This is a genomic window from Pedococcus sp. P2_D9 (assembly GCF_056404275.1).
The window spans coordinates 49,898-66,569 of record NZ_JBFUEI010000006.1 but is presented as its reverse complement, the minus strand read 5'-3'; the positions used below and the strand labels follow the sequence as shown (position 1 = coordinate 66,569).

16 protein-coding genes are annotated in these 16,672 nt (G+C 65.2%); 1 reads left to right on the top strand and 15 read right to left on the bottom strand.

The window, feature by feature from the left end; all coding sequences use genetic code 11:
* Positions 1-185 precede the first annotated feature (185 nt).
* From AC1DXJ_RS11585 to AC1DXJ_RS11540, 10 genes are all read right to left on the bottom strand, one after another.
* Positions 186-1,373: a CaiB/BaiF CoA transferase family protein gene (locus AC1DXJ_RS11585; RefSeq protein ID WP_477637002.1), complete on the bottom strand. Its 1,188-nt coding sequence runs from the start codon at positions 1,371-1,373 to the stop codon at positions 186-188.
* Positions 1,373-2,827 (bottom strand): amidase, encoded by a 1,455-nt coding sequence (locus tag AC1DXJ_RS11580; RefSeq protein ID WP_477637001.1) that lies wholly within the window; start codon positions 2,825-2,827, stop codon positions 1,373-1,375. Before AC1DXJ_RS11580 ends, AC1DXJ_RS11585 begins: the two co-directional genes overlap by 1 nt.
* A complete protein-coding gene (locus AC1DXJ_RS11575; RefSeq protein WP_477637000.1) occupies positions 2,827-3,375 on the bottom strand; it encodes an amidase family protein in 549 nt (182 codons plus the stop codon). The genes AC1DXJ_RS11580 and AC1DXJ_RS11575 overlap by 1 nt, the downstream gene beginning before the upstream one ends.
* Before the next feature lie 76 nt (positions 3,376-3,451).
* Complete coding sequence (bar, locus tag AC1DXJ_RS11570) at positions 3,452-4,591, bottom strand: barbiturase (RefSeq protein WP_477636999.1); 1,140 nt, start codon at positions 4,589-4,591, stop codon at positions 3,452-3,454.
* Between the two features lie 184 nt (positions 4,592-4,775).
* Entirely contained in the window at positions 4,776-6,329 is a 1,554-nt protein-coding gene (locus AC1DXJ_RS11565) for a carboxyl transferase domain-containing protein (RefSeq protein WP_477636998.1), read from the bottom strand.
* A gap of 109 nt (positions 6,330-6,438) precedes the next feature.
* Positions 6,439-7,248: an LLM class F420-dependent oxidoreductase gene (locus AC1DXJ_RS11560; RefSeq protein ID WP_477636997.1), complete on the bottom strand. Its 810-nt coding sequence runs from the start codon at positions 7,246-7,248 to the stop codon at positions 6,439-6,441.
* Positions 7,245-8,351, bottom strand: coding sequence for a hypothetical protein (locus tag AC1DXJ_RS11555; protein WP_477636996.1), 1,107 nt, complete (start codon positions 8,349-8,351; stop codon positions 7,245-7,247). The genes AC1DXJ_RS11560 and AC1DXJ_RS11555 overlap by 4 nt, the downstream gene beginning before the upstream one ends.
* Positions 8,351-8,839, bottom strand: coding sequence for a GAF domain-containing protein (locus AC1DXJ_RS11550; protein ID WP_477636995.1), 489 nt, complete (start codon positions 8,837-8,839; stop codon positions 8,351-8,353). Before AC1DXJ_RS11550 ends, AC1DXJ_RS11555 begins: the two co-directional genes overlap by 1 nt.
* 1 nt (position 8,840) lies before the next feature.
* On the bottom strand, positions 8,841-9,692 hold the full coding sequence (locus tag AC1DXJ_RS11545) for a polysaccharide deacetylase family protein (protein ID WP_477636994.1): 852 nt from the start codon (positions 9,690-9,692) through the stop codon (positions 8,841-8,843).
* Positions 9,693-9,957: 265 nt separating this feature from the next.
* On the bottom strand, positions 9,958-10,977 hold the full coding sequence (locus tag AC1DXJ_RS11540; RefSeq protein ID WP_477636993.1) for a LacI family DNA-binding transcriptional regulator: 1,020 nt from the start codon (positions 10,975-10,977) through the stop codon (positions 9,958-9,960).
* Positions 10,978-11,105: 128 nt separating this feature from the next.
* On the opposite strand from AC1DXJ_RS11540, the gene AC1DXJ_RS11535 reads away from it, so the two are divergent.
* Positions 11,106-11,645: a cupin domain-containing protein gene (locus AC1DXJ_RS11535; RefSeq protein WP_477636992.1), complete on the top strand. Its 540-nt coding sequence runs from the start codon at positions 11,106-11,108 to the stop codon at positions 11,643-11,645.
* A gap of 34 nt (positions 11,646-11,679) precedes the next feature.
* Here AC1DXJ_RS11535 and AC1DXJ_RS11530 read toward each other — a convergent pair whose 3' ends face one another.
* The 5 genes from AC1DXJ_RS11530 to AC1DXJ_RS11510 all read right to left on the bottom strand — a co-directional run bounded on the left by AC1DXJ_RS11530 (position 11,680) and on the right by AC1DXJ_RS11510 (position 16,668).
* On the bottom strand, positions 11,680-12,906 hold the full coding sequence (locus tag AC1DXJ_RS11530; RefSeq protein ID WP_477636991.1) for an MFS transporter: 1,227 nt from the start codon (positions 12,904-12,906) through the stop codon (positions 11,680-11,682).
* A 21-nt stretch (positions 12,907-12,927) separates the two neighbouring features.
* Positions 12,928-13,764, bottom strand: a complete 837-nt coding sequence (locus AC1DXJ_RS11525; protein WP_477636990.1) for an ATP-binding cassette domain-containing protein — start codon at positions 13,762-13,764, stop codon at positions 12,928-12,930.
* The gene (locus AC1DXJ_RS11520; RefSeq protein ID WP_477636989.1) at positions 13,751-14,779 is read right to left on the bottom strand and encodes an ABC transporter ATP-binding protein; all 1,029 of its coding nucleotides are present in this window, start codon (positions 14,777-14,779) and stop codon (positions 13,751-13,753) included. The genes AC1DXJ_RS11525 and AC1DXJ_RS11520 overlap by 14 nt, the downstream gene beginning before the upstream one ends.
* A gap of 2 nt (positions 14,780-14,781) precedes the next feature.
* The gene (locus AC1DXJ_RS11515) at positions 14,782-15,561 is read right to left on the bottom strand and encodes an ABC transporter permease (RefSeq protein WP_477636988.1); all 780 of its coding nucleotides are present in this window, start codon (positions 15,559-15,561) and stop codon (positions 14,782-14,784) included.
* Positions 15,562-15,657: 96 nt separating this feature from the next.
* On the bottom strand, positions 15,658-16,668 hold the full coding sequence (locus AC1DXJ_RS11510) for an ABC transporter permease (protein ID WP_477636987.1): 1,011 nt from the start codon (positions 16,666-16,668) through the stop codon (positions 15,658-15,660).
* Positions 16,669-16,672 lie beyond the last annotated feature (4 nt).

Genomic DNA, 16,672 nt, shown 5'->3' with positions numbered 1-16,672 from the left:
CAAACGACCGACAGCACTCCCAAGGCGGCGCGATCGGGTCGACGCCCGTCGGCGATTCGCCGCACCAGCAGCCGCGACGTCACCCCATACACCGAAGACATGCTGTCTGGCGTGATGCCCTTCGTGCCAGGGATCCCGTGGCCACCCATGTCAGTAGGTCACGCGGGATTCCGTCGCAGACCCCTTCATGCCGGTGCCACCCAGCGACGGATCTGGTTCCCGTCAGCATCGAGCACAGGCGGGGCGAGATGCGTGCGGCGGGTGATCTCGTTGCCGCCGGTACCGAAGAACCGCAGCGGCGGCCCGGCCAGCGTGATCGGCCCGAGGGTCTCGTGATCAACCTCGACGAGCAGTCCCTGGCTCCTGACCTGCTCCCACTCGTAGACCTCGTCGATGGACCGCACCCGGCCGGCCGGGATCCCGACATCGTCGAGTCGCTGCAGAAGGTCGGCAGCCTTCCACGAGGAGAACGCCTCCTCGAGAGTCTGAACGAGAGCCCCGTGGTTCGCAACGCGCTGCGGGTTGGTCTCGAAGCGCAGGTCATGCGCATCCAGGTCGAAGGCTGAGCGAAAGGTCCGCCATAGCCCCTCGCTGCCGACGGCGATCTGCACGAATCCGTCCATGCAGTGGAACAGCCCGTAGGGCGCAATCGAAGGATGGTGGTTGCCCTGGGCCCGGCCGACCTCACCGGCGATGGTCCACCGGGTGGACTGGAACGCATGCACACCGACCGTTGCCGCGAGCAGGGAGGTCCGGACGACCTGGCCCTCGCCGGTCGCCTCCCGTTGGAGCAACGCGGACACCACGCCGTACGCGCCGTACATCCCGGCGAGTAGGTCGCTGATCGGGGTGCCAACTTTCTGCGGATCCTCCGGCCCCGAGCCGGTGATGGACATCAGACCGGCTTCGCCCTGCGCGATCTGGTCGTAGCCGGCGCGCCCGCCTTCCGGTCCGTCGTGGCCGAATCCGGTGATCGACAGGATCACCAGTCGGGGGTTAAGCCTGTGCAGGGTCTCGAAGCCCAGGTTCAGCCGGTCGAGGACCCCGGTGCGGAAATTCTCGACCAGTACGTCGGCTCGGCGTACCAGCTCAAGCAGCACCTCTCGGTCGTCGACCGCCTTGAGGTCCAGAGTCACCGACTCCTTGTTGCGGTTCACGGAGAGGAAGTACGTCGACTCCGCCGCTGCCGGACCCGCACTCGGGTCGACGAACGGCGGACCCCATACCCGGGTGTCATCCCCGCGCAATGGTGCCTCGATCTTGATGACCCTGGCGCCGAGGTCTCCGAGCATCATCGTCGCGTGCGGCCCGGCGAGTGCGCGCGAGAGATCGACAACAAGAGTGCCCGCCAGCGGGCCGGCGTGGCTGGCCATCAGCCGTCTCCCACAGCCGGTCCGGTCGCTGGCTCCGTTACTGCGAGCCCCGGTGCCCTCCTCCCGGTCTGCGTTGCCTGCTCGATCGCATACGCCAGCTGCAGCACACCGAAGTCGTCGCCGGGGCGGCCGACGATCTGCAGGCCGACCGGGAGGCCATCCTCGGTGAAGGCGAACGGCACTGACGCCGCAGGCAGCCCCGTAGCCGAGATGAAGTAGCTGCTCCGCATCCAGTCGAGGTAGGTCTCGGACCGAACGCCCGCCACTTCGGCGGGGTACGGAGACTCCACATCGAAGGGCGGCACCTGCGACACGAGCGTCACGAGGAAATCGTGCTCCGTCAGGAACTCGCGCATGTACTGGTAGAGCGCGGTCCGCTTTCGCTGGGCCCTAACCAGGTCCGCGGCCGTCAGGTCGAAGCCGGCCCGGACGTTCCACGCCGCGCTGCTTCCGAAGGCGTCTGGCTGTGATCGGTACAGGTCACCGAGCGTGAGTGCGTAGTACCAGGCCCGCCAGGTCCGGAACACGTCCTCCGCGTCGGCCAGCTCAGGATCACGCTCCACCACCCGCGCACCCAGCGCAGCCAGCACTTCCCCTGCGGGTGCCATCGCGCGACGGACCCGCTCATCAACGGGCAGCTGACCGAGGTCGAAGCTGAAGGCCACGACCGACGTCGAGAAATCACGGTCGAGCGGCTTCTCGAACTGCTGAGGAGGTACGGCGTGCGACAGGGGCGACCGCTGGTCGGGCCCGGCCAGGACCTGCATCTGCAGCGCGACGTCACCAACCGTTCGCGCCATCGGCCCAGCCACGGCGAGGGTGAACATCGGGTCGGCGGAGGGCCAGATGGGCACCCGTCCGACCGAGGGGCGCAGCCCGACCACGTTGCAGAAGCTGGCCGGGTTGCGCAGAGAGCCTCCCATGTCCGTCCCGTCGGCGATCGGCACCATGCCCGATGCGAGGGCAGCCGCCGCGCCGCCGCTGCTGCCGCCTGCGGTCTTCGTTGGGTCGAAGGGGTTGCGGGTGGCTCCGAAGATCCGGTTGAACGTCTGGGACCCGGTTCCCCACTCAGGAGTGTTCGTCTTCCCTAAGGTCACCGCACCAGCACCGACCATCCGCTCGACGACGATGGAGTCCACAGTGGGCACGAAGTCGGCCCGCACCGGAGAACCGTAAGTCGTACGGATGCCCTTGGTCTCGGTCAGGTCCTTGTGGGCCACGGGCAACCCGTGGAGCGGCCCGAGCTGCCGGCCGGACGCTATGGCTGTATCGGCTCTCGCCGCAAGCCGCATAGCGTGCTCCTCGGACAGGGTCACGATTGCGTTGACCGTCGGGTTGACCCGGTCGATTTGCTCGAGGTGCTCCGTCAGGAGCTCTCGGGCGGACAGCTCGCGGCGGACCATCAGCGCCACCAGCTCGGTGGCCGGCCGGAAGCAGAGCTCCTGGTCGGACATCAGGGTCCTTCCCAGCGGTATCCGGACGGCTCGGGGCCGAGGTCGACAATCGCCGCGACGGGTCCGTCGCCAGCCGGTCCCTGCCCCTCCTGGTTTCGACTCACATGGTATGGATTCCGGGTCGCCCCAAAGACGGTGTTACTGGTGTGCGAGCCTGCGGCACACTCTGGAACCACCGCCCTTCCAACGACGATGCCGCCGGCACGACGCGCACGTTGGACCACGAGTTCGTCGAACTCAGGCACTCTGTCGAGCGGGAGCCAAGAGCCGTGCGAGGTTCTCACGACAGCAGTGTCGTGGGTGTCCTTCACCACCAAGGGCAGACCGTGCAGCAGACCGAGGCCGTCACCGCGGGCCCAACGGTCGTCGGCGCCGCACGCCTCTGCCATCGCCCGCTTGCCTCTTGACGGGTCAATTGCGTTGACGAATGGATCGGTTTGCTGGACGCATGCCAGATGCCCGGCAACGAGTTCGCGGCCGGACAGCCCCCCATTACCCAGGAGGCTTCGTTGTTCGGTGGCGGACAGCCACCACAGTTCATCGTCCATCTGCTGCCGCTCTCTTCGGGTCCCGACGCTGGCTCCACGTGGAGCCAGCGTCGGGAATGGACTCAGACCCTCATCCTCAGGAGTTGGGCGCCTGGTAGCCGGTCGGGTCGCCCGATCCGAGGTCGACGATCGCGGCCACCGGGCCGCCGCCGTCGGGGCCCTGGTGGGCGGCGGACACCGACACGAACACGGCGGGGTCGCCGGTGACCGACGCGGCGACCCCGCCGACGGTCGCCTTGATCTGGCGGTGCCAGTGCACGTCCGAGTCGTCGAGCATCGCGTTGCGTCGCCCGCGGACTGCGCCGTCCTGGCTGACCTCGCACTTGAGGAACACGTTGACCAGCCGGCCCTGGATGTCGCCGGTGTGGGGCCGGTCGGGCAGGTCGAGGCCGGCGTCCTTGATCGCCGACCAGATGCCGTCGGCGTGGAGGGCGTCGCGCATGACCGAGTGGCCGATGCGGTAGCGGCCACCGATGCCCTTGGTGTTGCCGACCACCACCACCTGGGCCTGGTCGAGCTCGACACCCGAGGAGCAGGACGCCACGGCGGAGAACAGCGAACGGTTGTTCATCACGTCCTCGTTGGTGGGCATCTCGATCTCCCCGAGCGCCACGGCGACGCCGAGCCCGGTCGTGCCGTTGGACAGGTCCATCGACTCGTGGGTGTGGTGCGTCCAGACCGACTGACCGCGCGACTCCGCGTCGCGGATGGTGTGGATCGTCAGCAGCGGCGTCTTGGTCTGCACGTAGTGCACGTCCGCGGGGTCGGTGATCCCGGCCCGCTCCATCGCGACCTTCACGGCGTCGGCGACCTTGCTGATCATCCCCGTGTAGCCGATCTCCTCGGGCAGGATCGCCTCGCTCATCGCGAACCCGACCGTCAGCCGTGGCTCGTCGGACTGCTCCGCCTGCTCGGCCGGCACGGTCGCGAAGATGGTCGCGTGCGGGCTGATGATCCCGTCGGTGCCACCGGACCACACGATCGGGACCTGCTTCACCTGGTCGGCCGGGGCGCCCTTGGCGACCAGCACCTCCCGGAACGCACGGTCGGCGATGATGCGCGTGTAGTCGTTGACGCCGCCGTTGCCCTCGGTCTTGCCGATGATGGCGATGACCCGACTGGCGTCCATCACCCCGTCGTCGATGAGCTTGGCCAGCTGACTCGCGTCGGACACGTTGTGGATCGGGACCTTGCGGACCTCAATGGGCTCGGGCATGTGTGTTCCTTTCATTCGTGCGGACTGCCGGGGCTGAAGCCCCGAGCGCTTGATCAGGACGGCGGCGTGGGCAACGAGCGCGGCGACGAGGTCCGGGCAACCCTTTGGGCGTCCCGCTGCGCGAACGGCGTGGCGCAACAGTCGCCCCAAGCTGTTCCATCCCCGACGGCGGCGATCACAACCTTCATGAAGGACCTTGGCTGACGACGTGCTCCAGCGCCGCGGCGGTGGGAACGCCGCCAAGGCGCCTGTACTTGTCTAGTCGAGCCTGCAGCCGAGTGGCCGGGTTCTCAAGGGTGAGCTCCGCGAGTTCATGCTGGATGACCTGCGACATCCGCCGGCAGAAGTCCTGGGGCTCGTCCGCGGCGTCAGGATGCTCCGCGACGATCCGGTCAACGATGCCAGCGTCGAGCAGGTCGAGCGAGCGCACTCGCTGGCTAGCAGCGAGCTCGGGGGCATGGCTTGTGTCGCGGTAGAGGATCGCCGAGGCGCCCTCGGGCGGAAGCGGCGAGAGCCACGAGTGCTGCGCAGCGATGACACGATCGGCGGGCATCATCGCCAGCGCACCACCGCCGGTGCCCTGACCGAGTAGGACGCACACGGTGGGCGCGTCGAGGGTGACCAGCTCGGCCAGGCAACGGGCAATCTCACCAGCGAGGCCGCCCTCCTCCGCCTCCTTGGACAGGGCAGCGCCAGCTGTGTCAATCACCGACACCAGCGGCAACTTGAGCTCGTGGGCGAGTTTCATACCGCGGCGGGCAACACGGAGTCCTTTGGGCGACAGCGGCTCGTCGAGGGTCTGCCGGTCGCGATCCTGGCCGAGGACGATGCACGGCTCGCCGCCGAATCTCGCCAGCGCCATGAGCAAACCCGGGTCGTACTCACCTTGACCCGTCCCGTGCAGTGGAAGGACGTCAGTGGCGCCGAGCCGCAGCAGGGCACGGACACCGGGCCGATCCTCGCGGCGTGACCGCGTGATCGACTCCCAGGCCGAGATGTCCGCGAGCGGCTCCTTCGGAACCTCGGGCACATCGGCCGGTTCCTTGGGCCGCCCGGACAGCACGGCCAGCGCGCGGTCGGCGACCTCAGCCAGTGCCTCGGCCGGCAGGATTGCGTCGATCAGCCCGTGCTCGAAGAGGTTCTCTGCGGTCTGGACACCCTCCGGGAAAGGGTGGCCGTACAGGGCCTCATAGACCCGAGCGCCCAGAAACCCGACCATCGCGCCGGGTTCCGCCACCGTGACATGCCCCAGTGACCCCCAGGACGCGAACACCCCGCCCGTCGTGGGATGCCGCAGGTACACCAGGTACGGCATACCTGCTTCCTTGAACGCCGCGCAAGCGGCGCTGATCTTCACCATGGCCACGAACGCCGGAGTGCCCTCCTGCATTCGCGTTCCACCCGAAGCCGGGGCCGCGAACAGCGGCAGTCTCTCGACCCTGGCACGGTCGAACGCAGCCACGACGCGCTCAGCGGCGGTGGCGCCGATCGATCCGGCGAGGAACCGGAACTCTCCGGCGACCACTGCGACCCGCTGCCCTCGGATTCGTCCCTCGCCGGTCACGATCGCCTCATCGGCACCCGATCGTTCCCGAGCGACGGCGAGCTCCGCGGCATACGCACTCCCCGCTGGGGCAACGTCCAGTGGAGGATCGTCCCAGCACACCCAGCTACCTTCGTCCAACGCCGTATCGAGCAGTTGGATTGCGCCGAGTCGACGTTTTCGTTCGTCAGTCATCTCCTGGGCTCCTCTGAAATCGCGCCAGACAGCCATGGGTCCCTCCTGTGGCTCCAGCGCACGCAAACGCGCAAAAGGCGCCAGCCCACTGGGTCACCATCCCGGCCGCTCATGCTGCTGACTTTCCCCAGCGGATCCAGTCCTCGAGTTGGTCGAGGCGCCCATCGCGGCCATCGACACCAACGGTGAACCAGGTTGCTCCCGCGGCAAGGAGTCGTGGGCCGATCTCCTCGGGGGACGCCTTTGCGACATCGCGGTTTGGGTGGTTCCGACCGACGGACACCCCCAACTGAACCTCTTCGGGCGAACGATCCGCCCGGTCTACCATTTCAGCGAGAATCCGGCCCTTCTGCTCCAGCTCCTCGGGACTACTGAAGGAATGCCAGATGTCGGCGTGTGCGGCTGCGAGCGGGAGTATGCCGCGCACGTTGCCACCGCCGACAAGGATCGGGGGCCGGCGTAGAGGGCCCGGGTTCAGCTTGTCGAGCCTCTTCCGAACGCGCAGTAGCGCTTCTTCCAGCCCCGACGTGCGCGTTGCCGCGGTGCCGAAGGGGTATCCGTAGTCCGAGAAATCTCGCTCGAACCACCCGGCCCCCAGTCCCAAGATCGTTCGACCACCGCTGATGTGGTCGACCGTCCTGGCGATGTCTGCGAGTAGGTCCGGGTTGCGGTATGCCGCACAGGTCACGAGGGAGCCGAGTTCCACCCTGCTCGTGCATTCAGCCCAGGCGGCCAGCAGGCTCCAGCATTCGAAGTGTCCACCGTCCGGATCAGGATCGGATGGCAGGGGCGGCGAGAAGTGGTCCCAGACGAAGACAGCATCGGCGCCGAGCTCCTCTGCCTCTACGGCAAGCCGGCGAAGGCTTCCATAGGACGCATGTTGGGGCATGACCTGGAGGGCCACTTTGACCTGGGTCATTCGACAGTCTTGCCCTCGAGGGAATTGGCCGTCTCCCTGAATGCCTCGAAGGCAGGCTTGGCCACGATCTGGCCATCGGCCTGCACTCGGCGTAGCCCCGTCCACAACCACGGGTCGGGGTGGCTTGGCTCGAGGGGTTCGGTGTCCAGACTGGTCCAGCTGTGGTAGTACGCACCAAAGAGATTCAGCTCCTCCCGGTGCTCTGCGGCCGCGAGCAGCGCCTCTCTCACGTTGGCCGCCTGACCCCTCTCGTCGGACATGTTGGGCAGCGGAGCGATGCGCGACTGGCCAAGGGCCGATGAGAAACTGAACTGGCTGAGGGCGATCGGCAAGTCGCCGTCGCCATGCGCAGCCATGACCTCCCGATTGAGCCGCACGGCGCGAATGAGTCCGTCGGCGTCCTTCGGGAACGGGTGGATGGCTGCAACGTCGAAGGAGCCCCGAAGGCCTGCCTTGTATAGGTTGTCCAGGAAGTCGCCGCTCTCCGCGGATATGGGCCCGAGACCAGCCCCCATCACCACTGCATCCGGATCCGCTCTCTTGACTGCGGAGTATGAGGAGTGGGCCATCGCGATGAAGTGGTCGACGTCGAAGGGTTGGGGGAAGAAGGCGGGCCGGTCGGGCTCCTGCAGCGGCTGCCAGATGCGAATGGGGTTGACCGGCAAGTCGGGCCGCTCCATCCAGAAGGTGCCGCCGGGGCCGTATCGCTCCACCAGGTCGCCCATGAAGTTGCCCATGTCCGTGGGATCCTGCGGGACCCCACCCTGCACGGTGAGCGGGAACCGCGGCGTCTCTCCTGGACGCATGCCGCCGGTTGCCCAGCCTGGGGCACCAAAGACGTTTCCCACGATGTTGAAGCCGAGTCGCGCAGCCGCGGACATCAACACATCGGTCTTGATGAAGTCGGACACGAGGTGCATGTGGCCGGGGTAGCGCGGAGCGAACCAGAACTGAATCTGCTGCCACAGGAAGGTGACACGGAGTGTCTCCACACCCGCGTCTTTCATAATCGCAAGCTCGCGCTCCATCACCGCCTGGTTGTTGACCGTGTAGCGGTCGGTGTGTGCACCAAGAAACCCAAAAGGCACGGCACGCTCAGACATCACGCTTCCTCTTCTCCATCGTGGGCTCTGGAACCCGTTGATCCGAGCCGGCAGTCGGCCGCCAAGGTAAGGACGCTTTCGACCAGCGACTGACAGCGCGTCAGGGCGTCTATCTGCGCCTCCGTCCACTCGCGGGGCGAGTCCATCAAGTGCACAGAGATCGTTCCTACGAAGTGCCCCCCTACGACCACGGGGGAGAGCATCTGAGCGAAGACCCGGTGCACCTGGATCAAGTCCGGTGGCGGGGGCACGGGGGCGACGCGTGTGTCGTTCTGCACCAAGACGCTCCGCGATTCCTCCAGGTAGGTGTACGTGGGGAATGCTCGGGGGTCCACCTGCACTCCTGAGCCCATGGATGGGACATCCGCGTCCGACCGATGCTCGGCAAGCAAGTACGCAGAGCCGTCCACCCCGATGACTCTCAGGGTGGTTCTCGACGCCTGCGTCGCCTCAAGAAGGTTCCCCATCAAGCCATCGAAAAGGACCATGTCAGATCCGAACTGAGGCAACACTTGTGGTCTCTGGTTGTCTCGTCGCAAAGGCCTCGTGGTTCGCCAACCACCAGGTGGCGACATCGTGCTTTCGCGCAAACCAGACGTCACCCTTCCCCAAGCAGTGCTCGATGAACTCTCGCACCACGGAGGCACGTGAGGGCTGCCCGACCAGGCGTGGGTGAAGTCCGACCGTCATCATCTTCGGCTGGGTCTCCCCCTCCCGCCACAGCTCGTCGAATGCCCGAATGCAGTAGTCGCCGAAGGAGCTCGGAGAGGAAAAGCCACCGCCGGGGTGGAACTTGGAATCGTTAGTGGTGAACGAGTATGGGAGGACGAGGTGCTGCTTCTCCTTGACGTTGACGAAGTACGGGAGGTCGTCAGCGAAGGAGTCGCTGTCATACAGGAAGCCGCCCTCCTCCACCAGCAGTTCGCGCGTACTCAGTGACGGCGGACACTTGCTGTACCAGCCAACAGGCCGACTGCCGCAGGTCTCGGCGATTGACTCCACCGCCCAGTCAATGTGGTCGCGCTCTATATCGCGCGACAGCTGGCTGACCATCTCCCAACGCCACCCATGAGCGCACACGTCGTGGCCCGCCTCTTGGATGTACGCTCCCACCTCCCGATTCGCCTCGAACGCCTGTGCGCAGCCGTGGAAGGTGACAGGGAGTCCGTACTCGTCGAACATCCTTTGAAGCCGCCAGATCCCGGCTCGACTGCCGTATTCGAAGATCGACTCGTTTCCGAGGTCCCGAAAGGCAGGTTGCGGGTACGCGAACTCCTGGGGCGGCTCGTTGGTGCCATCGCCGGCGAAGTACGAGCGTTCAGCCCCTGACTCGTAGTTCACGACGAAAACCACAGCCACGCGTGCGTCATTGGGCCACCTGACCGTGGGTGCGACGCGTCCGTAACCGACGAAGTCCCGTGTCGGGTCGGGCGAAAACTGTGGTCTCACGGCATGGCCTCTCCGCCGGTTCTATCGAAAACGGGAACGTTCCCAATCAGAGAAAACACCAACGCGACCCGTATGTCAATACGCCTCTGCCGTGCGAGCAGGTCGCGAGGGGGTCGGGCGCGGATGTGGACCGCCTCGTGCGGGAGTCGTCCCCCGCTTACGTCTGCTGACGACCAGGTGGGGCGGTCGACGCCCTCACGAGAAGTCTTGCCGCGCTTCGCAATGCCACCGCGTCAGAACGAGTGCCACTGAGAATCTGTTTGAGGAGCGCGTCCATCGCGACATTGCCAAGCCCCGCTGGGTCGACATCGACCACAGTGATCGGGGGGTGCCAATACGGGAACCAGACCGTGTCTTCGAAGCCAATGACGCTGAGCTGCTCGGGAATGGCGATTCCGCGCTCGGAGAGCGCTGGGAGCAGTCCAAAGAGGGCCTCGTGGTTGGCGACGAGAAGTGCCGACGCTCGCGTCCGCATTGCCAGGAGCCTGCCCGCAGCCTCGGCACCGAACTCGGGTTCGAACGGGCCCTTCAGGATGATCGACGACTGCAGTTCTATGGATCGTTCGGCCAGTGCCGACTTGTATCCATCGAGTCTCTCGCGCCCTGAAGCGACAGTAGTGACTCCGCCAACAAACGCCACGGATGTGTGCCCTAGGTCCAGGAGGTATCTTGTGGCCTCATACGCCCCATGGAAGTTGTCGGGAACCACGGCGGGTGCATCTGTGCCGCGTGGCCTTCGAATCAGATTCACGATGGGGAGCCCAGCGGCGTGGTAGGCGTTGACGTTCGAGACGTTCTCCGACGTACTCATGAGAATCAGGCCATCCACGCGGTTGTCGACAAGAGCATCAACAACCAACTTCTCCTTGGCGGGATCTCCACCGGTCACGCCCAGAAGGACTTGATACCCCTCCTCCTGCGCGCGCGCCTGAACGACTTCGGTGATCGTGTGGATGCTTGCGTTGACGAGGTTGGTGACAACGAGGCCGATGAGCTTGGACTGGCCACCTCGGAGGCCACTGGCCATCCGATTGATGCGATAGTTCAGGCTTTCTGCGGCCCTCAGGACGCGGTGTCTAGTCGCCTCACTGACGCCGGGATCGCCCGCCAACGCACGCGCGGCGGTCGACTTAGACACCCCAGCCGCCCGGGCAACATCGATGACTGTCGCTGCCACGCTTCGATCGTCCCTCCCTGTTACAACCTTGACAGGAGATCTGCCACATCCGACTATAGCCTTTACTGGGATCGTTCCCACGCTTTCTTAGCGACGGCACTGCGGTACGAGATTGAGGACGGTTTGCTGTGGTCGATGTCATACGCCCCAACGAGGACGGTCAGGTCGCCGATCTACACGGACGCGAGGCGTTCTGGATGGGCGGTCGCCTGATGGTCGTACGCCTATCCAGCGCTGAGACGGACGAGCGCCTAGCCGTCTTTGAGTCGACCTTTGTCGAGGGCCACGGACCGCCTGTCGTTGCCTGGAAGCGCGAGGAGAACATCTACTACGTCAGCCACGGTCAGTTCACCTTTCAAGTGGGATCGGACGAGCGCGTCCTGGTGCCGGGCGACACGCTGTACGTCCCGCGAAACACGCCACACACCTATCGGGTGGACCAAGGGCCTGCACGGTTCATTCAGACGGTGCTCCCTGGCTGGGGCTGGGAGAGCTATGTGCGAGCCATCGCGGTGCCCACCAGCGTTCCGACACTTCCCCCCGATGATTTGGGACTGGTCCCCATGGATGTTATCCGGCGAATCTCAGCAGCCTGCGGCCTCGACCAGGTCGGGCCGCGCATGCCCGGCGCCACCCGACACGGCGACGAGCTGCAATCCACTCACTGAGTGGCCTGTTGCCGCGTCGATCAGCGGTCCCTCGTCAGCTGTCCTCGACGGCCACCACGAGCCGGGGCCAACACACCGGCATCAGGAGCAGCCACACTGCTAGGCCTACGACTCCAGAAAGCAGGAAGCCAAAGCTCGTGCCGAATGCTTGACTCACTGTCCCGCTCACGAGCGCGCCGATGGGAAGAACTGATATCGCCACAGAGACCAGGCCCATCGCCGCTGAGTGTCGTTCAGCGGGCGTATGGCGGAGCACGAGTGCCGCTTGGGTCGCAGCAAAGGCGCTTCCCCCCAGACCTCCCACGGCCAACGCTGAGAATGCAAGCCAGTAGGTGGTCACCTGCGACACCGTGATACTTCCGAGGAGCGCGAGAGGGACCCCGCCCAAGAAGAGGGCGGCCAAGCGAGGGCCTCGCAGCATCGAGATCACGGAGTTGCCGATGAGCATTCCCAGTCCAGCGGCGGAGGCCAAGATGCCGACCTGCCATGGCTCGTTAGTGAACTGCCTGCTCAACAGGGGGACCAAACCCTGCAAAGGCAGGTAGAAGAGGTTGAAGATGACGGTCACCGCGAGGATCGCGGCCAACGCCGAGAACCGGTGCTGCGAGTTAGACGGGTGCGAGACCTCGGTGTGATGCGAGCCTTGGCCTACTGGAACCCATGGCGCTATCCGACTGACCCGCATCGTCAGGTGTGCGGACGAGGCGTAGCCCAGACCGAGGGCCAAGAACGCAAGACGAGGACCGCCCCAGGTCATGATGAAGCCCATGCAGAACGGTCCCAAGAGCACCGCCGCGGAAAAGAGCAGCGCATCTAGTCCCAGAGCCCTCGCCGCCACGTGCGAACCCGCTCTTGAATACAGCTCAGGGCGATAGAGGGTCATCTTCGCAAGCTGGCCGATCCCCGCAGCCGCTCCCGCAACATAGACGAACTCAACGGGAGCCCCAAGTCCAAGCGCGACACCGAGCAGGGCTAGGACCACCCCGAGAATGGAAGTCAGACGGACCAACACCCTGATTCGCGCACCAGGCAGGACAACGAACCGGCGCGCTGCCAATCCTCCGGCAATCAAGGGCACGGCAGACGCGAGGGCGATCAGTTGCACCTCAAGGGCGCCGGCACCGCTCGCGGCGAGGGTCTCGGCTCCGGCGAAGAGCGAGCCCCAGATCGCGAAGTTTCCTCCGAAGGCGCCCAGGATGAACAGGGTCAGGCCGGGACGCCCACGGACTCTTGGGCGTGGCTCAGCGAGTGTGCGGTCCATGACACGGGCCTTTGGTGAAGGTCAAGGCTGCGACGTGACCTCTGCCGACCCGATCGGGGAGCGACGGCGAGCGACCGCCGGATCAGGGATTGGAGCGGCAGCGAGCAATGCCTTCGTGTACGGCGCAGATGGCGATTCGAATATCTCGGCCCTTGAGCCCTCCTCGACCACGACACCGTGCTCCAGGATGGTCACTCGCTCGCACAGGTGCCGGACAACAGCGAGGTCGTGCGCGACGAAGAGGATTGTCAGGCCGAGCTCCTTCTGCATGTCTTGCATCAGGTTGACGACCTGTGCCTGGACGGAGACGTCCAGGGCGGACACCGGCTCGTCGCACACGAGCAACCTCGGTTGGACCGCGATGGCCCGAGCGATCGCCAACCGCTGCCTCTGCCCGCCTGAGAACGAGTGAGGGTGACGGTTGAGGTGATCCCCAGAGAGGCCCACCAGCTCCAGTGCACGAGTCACCTTGTCGCGGCGTGCCATTCGTGACTTGTCCAGGCCGTGGATGACAAGGCCCTCCCCCACGATCTCCTCGACCGACATGCGTGGGTTCAGGCTCGAGTACGGGTCCTGGAAGATCAGCTGCACCTCTCGCTGGAACCGCCTGCGATCACTTCTCCCAGCATTAAGGACGTCGATCCCGTCGTAGGTGATCGAGCCGCTGTCAGGGGTCTCAAGCCCCATGAGGCATCGGATCAGGGTCGTCTTCCCAGAGCCGGACTCGCCCACGAGCCCGACCACTCGCCGCTCGTCGACCGCCAACGAAACGTTGTCGAGTGCCTTCACCGGCTCGCGTCCACGACGCTTGAACTCCTTGCTGAGCCCGGTGATCTCCAGGAGGCTAGGCGATGACATCGTTCGACTCCTTGGGGATTTCGGCGAGGTGACAGGCGACCTGGACCTGGGCTCGAGTCGAAATTTGGAGGATCGGAATCGAGTTCACACAGATCCCCTCACGCATTGGACACCGAGGGTGGAAGGCACACCCCGACGGTCGGGCAGCCGGACTCACAGGGGATCCGGGCACGGTCTCGAGGCGTTCCACATCACGGTCGATGCGAGGTACTGCCTTGAGCAGGCCGGCTGTGTAGGGATGCAAGGGCAGGGCGTAGAGGGCTTTGACGGGTTGCTCTTCCACCTTTCGTCCGGCGTACATGACCGCAACGCGGTCAGCAAATCCGGCGACGAGTCCTAGGTCGTGGGTGATCAGGATCACCGAGAGCCCACGGTCCCGCGCGACCGTGTCGATCAGGGTGAGGACCTTCTCCTGGACCCGCACGTCCAGGGCGGTGGTCGGCTCGTCAGCGATGAGCAGCGTGGGGTCGGCGATAAGGGCCATGGCCAACGCGACCCGCTGTCGCATGCCGCCGGAGAACTCGTGCGGATAGGCCTGAAGCCGCTCGTGGGCTTTGGGGACGCCGAGCTCGTCCAAGATCTGTGCAGAGCGACGCATGGCCTCCCGCTTCGCGACGCCACGGATGCGGAGCGGTTCGGAAACCTGGTTTCCGATCGTCATGACGGGGTTCAGCGAACGCAAGGGATCCTGGAAGACGGTGGCGATCCTTGCGCCGCGATAGGCCCGCATCTGCTTCTCCGAGAGGTCGAGTAGCTCGACACCCTCGAAACGGATGGAGCCTGTGAGACGCATATGGGGGTTCAACCTCAGCAGGGCCTGCGCCGTCACCGTCTTACCCGAGCCCGACTCACCTACGATCGCGACCCGCTCACCTGGGTAGATCGTGAGGTCGAACTGCTCAACCAGCGTCAGCGGATCATCCGAGGGGAGGACGACCGAGAGGTCACTGACCTCGAGCGTGGGCTGCCGCTTCATACTCTCGGAAGGGCTGACGGAACGGATCTCCTGACTCACGGTCATTTCCTTCCGCCCCTCAGGGCTGGATCCATTCTTGCCTGGAGGATGTCTCCGAAGAGTCCCATGGCCACCACACACAGCGTGATGGCGATACCTGGAGCCAGGGATGCCCACCACGCCGTCACGATGTAGCCGCGCCCGTCGGAAGCCATCGCGCCCCATTCTGCGCTGGGCGGCTGAGCGCCAACCCCGATGAACGACATCCCCGCGAGCAGCAACGTCACCCCACCGATGTCAAAGGCGGTGTGCACAACCACGACGTCGAGAGAGTTGGGCAGCACATGCTTCACCATGAGCCGGAACTTGGAGGCGCCCATGGTGCGGGCAGCCTCGACGTAGGACTCAGTCATGGTCTGGCGAATGACCCCTCTGGCCAAGCGAGCAAAGCCGGGCCACATCGCAAGCACGAGCGCGATAATCGCTGACCGCAAGCTCGGGCCGAGGGCCACGGATATGCCCAATCCAAAAACCAACAGGGGCAACGACAAGGCAATGTCGCAAACTCGCATCAGGATGTCGTCCGCCCACTTCCCGCTGACCGCGGCGATTGCCGCGATCGCCACGCCCACAAACGACGCCAAAAGGGCGATCGCCGTGGCCGACAACAGAGTTCCACGCGCACCGACTAGGAGTCTGCTGAGTATGTCGCGGCCTGAAGCGTCAGTTCCTAGCCAGTAGCCCGCGCGAGGTGAAAGGAACCTCGCGTCGAGATCCGTGCGGTATGGGTCGTGCGGGGCCAGCATCGGGCCGAAGACGCAGGCGATCAGGATGACGGTCATGATCGCGTAGACGAAGTAGTCGAGCCATGGGGCGCGACTTCTCCGCCGACGGACTACGGCTCCCAGACGGGTACCCGCCGTTGCTGTGAGGCTCACTCAAGCCACCTTCGCTCGTACTCGGGGATCGATTGCCAGCTGGAGCAGGTCCACCAGGAAGTTGACTACGACCACGAACAGGCCGATGAGGAAGACGGAGCCCAGTACTGCGAATGAGTCCTTCTGGACGACTGCGCTGGTGAGGTAAGAACCGACACCTGGTCTGGCAAAGATCTGCTCCACCAAGACGGTTGCACCGAACATCCAGCCGACCTGCAACCCGAGCATCGTGACGGTCGGTATGGCGGCGTTTCGGAGGCCGTGTCTCAGGACTACACGTGTTCTCGAGCCACCCTTCGCCCGGGCCACCAGGATGTGTTCTCGTTCGAGCTCACCTATCAGCGACGCGCGAAGGGTCCGGATGAGGGTCGCTGCGAACGGACCCACCACCACTGCTGCGGGGAGCAACAGATGGAGCGCCGCGTCGCCGAATGCTGCGAAATTTCCCCAGATCAGGGTGTCGATGAGGAGGAAACCCGTTCGGCGAGGTACCTCGTAGTCCACCGAGATCTGGCCGGTGACAGGAAGGATCTGGTATTTCGCCCCCAGCAACCACTGCAGGACAAAGCCCAGCCAGAAGATCGGCATTCCACCGATCACGACGGCGCAAACCCTCGCAAGCTTGTCACCCCAACGGTCCCGGAAGGATGCGGCGAGAACCCCGACCGGGACGGAGACAAGGACGTTGATCATCATGGCCACGGCGATCAGCTCGATGGTCGCCGGCAGTTGAAGCGCAAGATCGGAGGAGACAGGGCTGAACGTCGTGATGGACGAACCTAGGTCGCCATGGACAAGGCGTCCCAAGAAGGCGAAGTACTGCTCGAGAGTCGACTGATCCAGTCCGAGCCGCTGCCTCACTTGCTCCACCACCGCGGGGCTGGCGTCCAGCCCCGCGGCGACGTGAGCTTCGTCTCCTGGGATCGCCTTGATCATCAGGAAGACGATGGTGGCTAGACCCCAGATGCTCAGCGCCATCAGGGAGAGTCGTCTCACCAGATATCTAGCCATGGGT